This is a genomic window from Cellvibrio sp. (assembly GCF_053579595.1).
Genome location: NZ_JBRFPI010000191.1, coordinates 1 through 8,409, shown reverse-complemented (window position 1 = coordinate 8,409; position 8,409 = coordinate 1). Strand labels below are relative to the sequence as shown.

Below are 8,409 nucleotides of genomic sequence, written 5' to 3'. Positions count from 1 at the left end.
CGCCAACAGTCCAATCCAGCAATACGTGCCCGGTGTTAGCAAAGCACACCAGGAATTGGAGCTGGCACAATACACCGATTTGCCTTCTGCTATTCACAAAACAATTGCTTGGGAAAAGCGCAGGCGCTTATTAGCCGCGCATAATCACTAGCCCATTACTCAGACGGACGTAGCGCATGACTGCATTTGCCCCCCACCAATTACGACAAACCGTATTAAAAATGGCCTATTCCGGTTCGACCGTGCATATCGGCTGCGCATTTTCGATTATCGAAATTATGTCGGTGCTCTATCGCAACCATTTACGCTATCCCGGCGATAATCCAGCAGCAGCACTGCGTGATTATTTAGTATTGAGTAAGGGCCATGGTGTTATGGCACAGTACGCCTGCCTTTATGAAAAAAATTGGTTGTAGACTACAGACATCGAAAACTATTTTAAAGATGGCTCAAAGCTCAAAGGATTATCCGATGCTCACGTTGTCGGCTGTGAAGTCACTTCAGGCTCCTTGGGGCACGGCTTATCTGTAGGTGTAGGTATGGCACTCGCTGCCAAATTAAATAAAAGCGATCAATACTGCTACGCTATTGTTGGCGATGGCGAAATGAATGAAGGCACCATGTGGGAAGCTATTTTATTTGCCAAACAACAAACACTGGATAATTTAATTGTTATCGTCGATGAAAACGGTTTTCAGGCAATGGGCAAAACCCATGACGTGTTAGGCTTAGGCAGCCTTAAAGATAAATTTATTGCATTTGGTTTTGATGCAATTGCCGTCGATGGTCATGATGAAACCGCGCTGGACAACGCCTTGGTCGAATTAAAAAACAGTAAAAATGGCAACCCAAAAGCCATCATCGCCCGCACTGTAAAAGGCAAAGGTGTTTCGTTTATGGAAAACGAAAACAGCTGGCATTACACGCGTTTAACCCAAGACACTTTTGATCTGGCCATGGCCGAATTGGAGCCAGCAGTATGAGATCCATATTTTCCAAAGCTATTCTTGCCGCAGCCCAGGCAGATTCCAAAGTGCTGCTATTAACTGGCGATCACGGGTATGCATTGTTCGATGAATTTCGTAAATGTTTACCGGCGCAATTTATTAATGCCGGCATCGCCGAACAAAATATGGTTGGCGTTGCTGCAGGCCTTGCCAAAGCGGGCTTTAAGCCGATTGTGTATGGCTTGAGTGCATTTGTACCCATCCGCGTGCTTGAACAAATTAAAATGGATGTGTGTTACGAAAACTTACCCGTCGTCTTTATGGGCGACGGCGCCGGTTTGGTTTACAGCAGTTTGGGTAGTAGCCATCAATCGACGGAAGATATTGCTGTATTGCGCTGTATTCCCAATATCAGCATTTTATCGCCTTGCGATGTTTATGAAATGCAATATGCCATGGATCAGGCATTGCGTTTTGAATCGCCATTTTATGTACGTATGGGAAAATCCGATATTGGCCAAGTACATCAAGGACCAGTTTCCGTACCTATTGGCGATTTGGTAACTGTACGTACAGGTACGCAAAACAATGTTGTTTTTTTAGCGACAGGGTCAATGGTAAAAACGGCTGTTACACTCGCGGAAACTATAGATGCATCAGTGTGGAGCGTGCCGGCCATAAAACCTATCAATACAGACCAACTCAACAGTATTGCCCTACACACCAAAACACTGGTGACACTTGAAGAGCATTCAATCATGGGCGGCTTGGGTAGCTTGGTTGCCGAAATAGTCAGTAAAACGGGCAATACGCGGGTTGTCCGTATGGGAGTGCAAGATCGGTTCTCACAAAAGTGTGGCAGCTACGATTATTTGCTTAAAGAGCATGGCATTGATGTAGCGGCTTTATTACCACAACTCTCATCAATACTAGTCACAGATTAATTTAATTACCTATTTATTACTAACGATCTACTGTAAGCACTTACGGTAGAAGACTTATTGTCTAAGACTTCTACCCAAGGTACCTAAGGTAATACCAATTCATAGGGGAATGGAGTTTGTATTTTTTTAAACTCAAGGAACAAGGCTTATTATGCCTATTGTTATTAGCCTATGTTGTCGTGCGCAGTTTTTATTTGGATGCTGTACCACGTTGGGATGCCGCCACCTATTGGGGCGGTATTACCAGCGCAATTGACGCCACTAAAAATATTGATAGCGTTACTGAAATACCACGCGTTATTCTCGACACTTATAACGTTTTTGGCCATTCCGCGATGGGTTATGTTGGCTTATTGGTACTAGGACAACTAATTGATTACCCCAATCTGTTTACGCTTAACTTCACCCATCTTTTGTTGGCTACTTTTTCGGTAGTCTGCACCTTTAAAATTTTTCGCTGGTTTTTACCAAGCGCGCGCCATTTACCGGAAGTATTATTGGCTACCGCAATATTTGCACTGGACCCCCTATTTTTTGCCACGTCTATTTTTATCAATACTGATTTTCCAGTATTGGTTTTTTTTACTGCCGCACTGGCAGCATTGCTTTATGGTCGCTACGGCTGGTTTGCCATTGCCAGTCTGTTTATGATTTTCTCCAAGGCTACAGGAACACTATTCTGGATTTCATTTATTGGCGGTATAGGGCTTTATAGCTCGATTATTCTGTATCAGGAAATTCGTGCAGGCCGTATCCCCAGCTTAGGTCAATTACTTCCGCCCACAGGATTTTCAGCGGTAAAACACCACCTCCCGTTATCAACATTTTTTTACCGGATCTTTTGTATTTTCCTACCCGGGATTGCTTTTAAACTCTATTCGATAGTCAAACAAGGAGCCATGTGGGCAGCGAGCAGCGGGATTAAATTCGATTCGCAGGGTTGGAATTGTTTTGGTTTCAATCCTCGCGTAATGTCCAATCGTGCGGGCGAAATATTTATTCTCAATTTTCACTGGGTATTGGTGCTTATTGTATTGTTTACAGTCTTGGTCGGTTATGGTCGCCATATCGAGCGAAGCGCAAAAAAAACAACCACAACAATGGTGTCTCTATCGATAAATTTCAGTAAAAAGTACAGTCAATCGATTATCGCTAAATCCAATACTGAAAATGCAGAAACCACCATTGTTGCAAAAAAAAATAATCGCTGGTGGGGTATTTTGCTTGTACTGATATGCTTCCTTACTTTTGTTGCATTTAACCTCACCTACATCACCTACATTATTCCGCGCTATGTAGTGCACAGTGGGTTTTTCCTGATTATTTTTACACTACTAGCGCTACAATTCGCTGTAAAATCAACTAAAACCCGCTGCACTTTGCTCACCATCGTATTTACCTTGTTTGCATTACAAACCTTTCGCACGATTGACCCTCTCTCGAAATGGGTATTTGGATCAACCGCCTTCAGTGAACACCGTATTTTACAAATTGATAGCGCTGGTGAAGCTCAGGGAAATGGTTTTGTCTACAACGCAGAATTTGCTGTATTGGACAAATTACTCAATCGCATGCAAAAAGCGATGCCGATCAAACCTGAAACCATCATCATCACGTGGAATAGCGACAGCGGATACTCCTGGTTTACGCGCGGTGACACCTTTGTCAATGCCGATACATTGGAGCGCACCATAGATACTCGCAATAAATTTGGCTACAACATTATTGATGTCAAAAGCTTGCACAGTGCGATTGCACCGCATGAAGCCTATTATGTATATATGCCATGGCTTGCGCAATTTTCTAACGAAGAGCAGGAGCTCGCTCATGTACGTCAGTTTTATCAGGTATCAATAGCTGAGGATGTTGGATTCCAAGGATACAGCTTGAGATTCTACAGGCTTACTCGCCGTCCACATCAATAAATCTATCTGGTAGCCCGCGCTTCACGCGCGGCTACGCCAGTGTGCTTCCACTTACCCTGCTTCCACCGCCAACCTTTAATAAGCGCGCGAACAAACTCATCTAACACCGCCGCAATTAATAATCCAAAGAGCCCCAAACCAAAAGGTATTGCCAACATATACGCAAGCGGAACTGAAATTAACCAGATCACGCCAATACTGGAAACCGAAGTGAACGTAGCATCGCCAGCGCACCGTAGTGCGCTGCCGATGGTGATATTGACAGTGCGCCAAGGCTCGGCTAAAAAGCTCAACACAAACGCCCAGAAGCCTATTGCTATAACTTCTGGATCGCTGCTAAACAATTTCAAAATAGGTTGATTGAACAACAACCAACACAGAGCTAACACACTCGTTCCTATCAAGGATATTTTCAAACTCTGTTTAAGTTGCTTATCAACCAAATAAAATTCTTTGCGGCCGACACGCTGAGCGATGATTGCTTCTGTCGCCATACCTATGGCGATAGAAATCATCAAACAAAATAAAAAAGTATTGTAAGCATAGACTTTTACTTTCAATGCTAGATCACCCACTTCCGCTGCAATCCAATTTAACGCAATCATGTAAGCCTGGAATGACATAGGTTCAAGAATTGAAGGCGCGGCGATCATCAATACCGGTGCTATTAATACTGAAAAATTTTTCCACCCCTCGCGCAGGGGAATATGAATGCGCAATTTAAAGTGCACGACCAGCATCACAAATAACAAACTCGCACCCGCCGCAACAATACTGGCAACAGCAACACCCACTACTCCGGTTGGAGGGATTCCCATAAAGCCATAAACTGCGATCGCATTACCAACCAGGTTCACGCCGAATAAAATAATATTGCTATAGGTATTCCACTGGGGCTCGCCATAAATATTCAAAATAGTTTGGTAGATGACGCGGCAACCCCAGAGCGCTACCATCCAACCAATAAGTGATAAATAAGTGCGCGCATGCTGTTCCACTTCGACACTCAACGACATCGCTGAAGCCACCCAAGGACCACCGTGATTTACTGTCAGTGCAGCAATGAGCGCAAGAGCCACTACAAAAATGCTGTAGGCGGCAATAGTCGCATTACCGCGTGCATAATCATTTGCGCCGATCCTCTGACTTGCAATACTCGCGCCTGCAAAGGCGCTCACAATCAAGAAGGCATTAGCGACGAAAACTAAAGGCGTAACCGCACCCACCGCCGCCGCTGCGCTATCGGATATTCGGCTGAGGAAATACATATCAACCAATGGAATGGTGTATGTCACCGCCTGGTCAAGAAACATAGGGCGACTCATGCCCCACAGCCCTTTATCCAAAACGCGACTTTGCGGCACTGGTTTAGGTGCAGATGTCATAATGAGCTTCTATTACGTGGTCGTATTATTAAAAGCACAGAGGCAGATAACCTGCCTCTGTCAAAAAAGATGAGCGGAGATCAGACGGCTTCACGCAGGACAACGGCAGGGGGCGTTGTCACAACATGACGGCAACAGATGTAGCCTAGCGCAGAAACGAACGCAGCGCCGCTAAGAGGGGATATTAACCAGAAAATATAGTGTGGTTGTATCGCCGTTTCCAACACAAATTTTTGCAAGCTAATTAAGAGTATTTCGGTTCCGACGATCGCAATCAAACCCGCCAAAAATCCAAGAATAGCAAACTCCGCACAAATACTTCCCACTATTAACTGACGTGAACTACCTAGCGCACGCAATAAACCAGCTTGTTGTTTGCGCGCAGCAATACTGCCCATCACCGCTGCTAAAAGCACCAGACAACCGCCAATCAATGTCAGCCACAACACCAACAGGACACCATCACTGACTTGATTAACAATGCTGCGAATCTGTTCGATAATCCTGTCAAGCTCCATCACCAGAATGGTTGGATGATCTAACAACAATTCATTGATAAACGATTTTTGTTGTGTCGGCAAATAAATACTGGTGATAAATGTGGGCGAATAAGTATCCAATGAACCCGGTTCAAAAATAAAAAAGAAATTCGGGCGCATGCTACGCCAGTCAAGGCTGCGGAAACTCGCGACTTCAGCATCTAACAATAATCCACCGAATGAAAATTGCAATTTATCGCCAATTTTTAATCCGACTTCTTTCGCAGTTTCCACTTCCACTGATACACCCGGCAAATTCGCAGCACTGCGCTGCCACTTATCCCACCAAACCCCCTCAAGGACTTTATTATCGGCCGCCATGGTTTCTGCCCAAGTCACATTTAATTCGCGGCGTAAGGCGTTGATATTAGAGCGCTGCTCTTCCGTAGTTTCAACACCGTTAATGTGTGTTAATCGCGCGCGCATCATCGGATAAAGCGGTTCAGGGCGGACGTTGTTTTTTTCCAACAATGTTTGAACTTGAGATAATTCAGCGGGTGGAATATTCACTAAGAAATGATTGGGTGCGTCATCCGGCACTTGCACTTTCCATTCTTCAATCAGCGATGTGCGTACTATGGTCAATGTAAACAACAGCATAATTGCTATCGCAAATACCAGAATTTGCACCAGGCTTTGGCCGCGCTGACGCTGCAGGTTGGCAAATGCCAACCGCCAAAAGCCACCGAGGCGCAATACCATTTTTTTACTCAAGGCCAGCAAGCCGTAGGCAGCAACAATGGTAACTAAAATGACAGCCAATAACGCGCCGCTGATACTCAATGCCAATTTCAGATCGCGGCTAAATAGAATCACTAACGTTAATACGGCAAACAACGCTAATACCGCTTGCATCCATACCTGCGGCATATTGACCGCCAATTCGCGGCGCAGGATTTTTAGCGGTGGCACCGTTGGTAAATACCAGAGTGCAGGCAAGGCAAAAAATACCAGACACATCAGGCCGCTAAAAAAACTCAGTCCGTAAGGATAAAAACTCGCATCACCCAAACGTATTTGATACACCTGCTGCAGACTAGTGGCCACAGTGCGCTGCAGCAACTCACCAAAGACCAAACCGATTAACGACGCAATTACACCTAATAGAACTAACTGGGAAAAGTACAGAGTGCGAATACGTGTCGCACCGGCACCTAAACTTTTCATCAGCGCCACCTGATCAGTATGGCGTGCTGAAAATTGTCGTGCGGTAATCGCAATTGCTACGCCAGCCAGCAACACTGCAATAACTGCAGACAACAATAAAAACTGACGGCTGGTATTGAGGGTGCGCCCTACCCGCTCTTGTGCGGAATTAATATCAATCAAGCGCTGATGTTTATTGAGCTGCGGTTTAAGTTGATCGACAAATGCTTTCAGTTGGCCAATATTGTCCGATGCAATTAACCATTGATAATCCACACGGCTCCCAGGCTGCACAACCTGGGTTTTTTCCAAATCGGCAATATTCATAATCAGGCGCGCGCCGGTCATACTGAATGGATTGGCACTGTCAGGTTCGCGAATTAATACTTGCGTAACCGTTAATTCATATTCACCCACAGCCACTTTATCGCCCAGTTCAATTTTCAACAGCGGCAACAAGCGTGAATCGACCCAAGCTTCGCCGGGCGCAGGGATTGATTTGGCAATTTCGATTTCGGCAAGATTCATCGCAAAAGGTACACGACTGATTTCAAATTGCCCGCGCAAGGGGTAACCAGTGTCTACTGCTTTTACTGATGCGAGGTGCATTTCATCACCCGCAAAAACCATAGAAGAAAAAAGTGCAGCTTGCGTTTGTTTAATGTTTTCTTTTGCCGCAGCAACAGGCCAGTCAGGATTATGTGGTTGCGAACCGCGTACTATGTAATCCGCACCGAGTACGCTATTACTCTCGCTGATCAGCGTCGATTCCAAGCGATTGGTAAAAATGGAAATTCCGCTCAGGACTGCAACCGCCAACAGCAATGAAAATCCCAATAGTTTTAATTCGCCACTGCGCCAGTTGCGCCTTAATAAATTAATTGCCAGCATCATCGCAATTACTCCCGCCCCGAGACTATAGCGCCCGCTGCTAACTCAATCCGGCGTTTACACAATTGCGCCAGACGTTCTTCGTGCGTAATTAAAATCAGAGTTGTACCTTGCGCTCGGTTTAATTCAAACAACAAGTCAATGATGCGCGCACCGGTAGTGCTATCGAGGTTGCCAGTAGGTTCATCGGCAAATAGGACTTTGGGCTCACTGGCAAATGCGCGCGCAATCGCAACACGCTGCTGCTCGCCGCCGGATAATTGTTGCGGATAGTGATGCAAGCGCTGCGCTAATCCCACACGCTCTAAAAATTCACGCGCTTTGCTGCTGGCCGCTTTGTCGCCACGCAGTTCCAGTGGCAACATCACGTTCTCGTGGGCACTGAGGCCGGGTAGCAGTTGGAAAGATTGAAAAATAAATCCGACATTGCCGGCGCGAACTTTTGCCCGCCCTTCCTCGTCTAATAAAGAGAGATTATTGCCATTGAGAATTACCTCGCCGCTACTGGGCACATCCAGACCAGCGAGAATCCCCAGCAAGGTAGATTTACCCGATCCCGATGCCCCTCTAATAGCCATAGACTCACCGGCCAATACGCTGATGGAAATCCGATGAAGGATCGTTAAATTACC

Annotated in this window: 5 protein-coding genes and 1 pseudogene; 3 read left to right on the top strand and 3 right to left on the bottom strand. The window is 45.6% G+C overall.

The features are described 5' to 3' along the window. The first annotated feature begins 176 nt into the window (after positions 1-176). The 3 genes and pseudogenes from ACWA6V_RS12635 to ACWA6V_RS12625 all read left to right on the top strand — a co-directional run bounded on the left by ACWA6V_RS12635 (position 177) and on the right by ACWA6V_RS12625 (position 3,816). Positions 177-983: pseudogene (locus ACWA6V_RS12635) on the top strand (transketolase). After that, complete coding sequence (locus ACWA6V_RS12630) at positions 980-1,891, top strand: transketolase family protein (RefSeq protein WP_449522826.1); 912 nt, start codon at positions 980-982, stop codon at positions 1,889-1,891. Before ACWA6V_RS12635 ends, ACWA6V_RS12630 begins: the two are co-directional and overlap by 4 nt. Positions 1,892-2,007: 116 nt before the next feature. Beyond that, positions 2,008-3,816, top strand: a complete 1,809-nt coding sequence (locus ACWA6V_RS12625) for a hypothetical protein (protein ID WP_449522825.1) — start codon at positions 2,008-2,010, stop codon at positions 3,814-3,816. 2 nt (positions 3,817-3,818) lie between these two features. On the opposite strand, the gene ACWA6V_RS12620 is transcribed toward ACWA6V_RS12625, so the two are convergent. The 3 genes from ACWA6V_RS12620 to ACWA6V_RS12610 all read right to left on the bottom strand — a co-directional run. Continuing rightward, positions 3,819-5,201 (bottom strand): MATE family efflux transporter, encoded by a 1,383-nt coding sequence (locus ACWA6V_RS12620; RefSeq protein ID WP_449522824.1) that lies wholly within the window; start codon positions 5,199-5,201, stop codon positions 3,819-3,821. Positions 5,202-5,281: 80 nt separating this feature from the next. Beyond that, positions 5,282-7,780 (bottom strand): ABC transporter permease, encoded by a 2,499-nt coding sequence (locus ACWA6V_RS12615; RefSeq protein WP_449522823.1) that lies wholly within the window; start codon positions 7,778-7,780, stop codon positions 5,282-5,284. Positions 7,781-7,785: 5 nt separating this feature from the next. After that, positions 7,786-8,409, bottom strand: a 624-nt coding sequence (locus tag ACWA6V_RS12610) for an ABC transporter ATP-binding protein (protein WP_449522822.1), incomplete at its 5' end; no start/stop codon positions are given.

What these genes read in the sequence shown, in the direction of transcription:
- ACWA6V_RS12620 (WP_449522824.1), bottom strand. Translation starts at nt 5,201, where the DNA reads ATGACATCTGCACCTAAACCAGTGCCGCAAAGTCGCGTTTTGGATAAA.
- ACWA6V_RS12630 (WP_449522826.1), top strand. Translation starts at nt 980, where the DNA reads ATGAGATCCATATTTTCCAAAGCTATTCTTGCCGCAGCCCAGGCAGAT.
- ACWA6V_RS12615 (WP_449522823.1), bottom strand. Translation starts at nt 7,780, where the DNA reads ATGATGCTGGCAATTAATTTATTAAGGCGCAACTGGCGCAGTGGCGAA.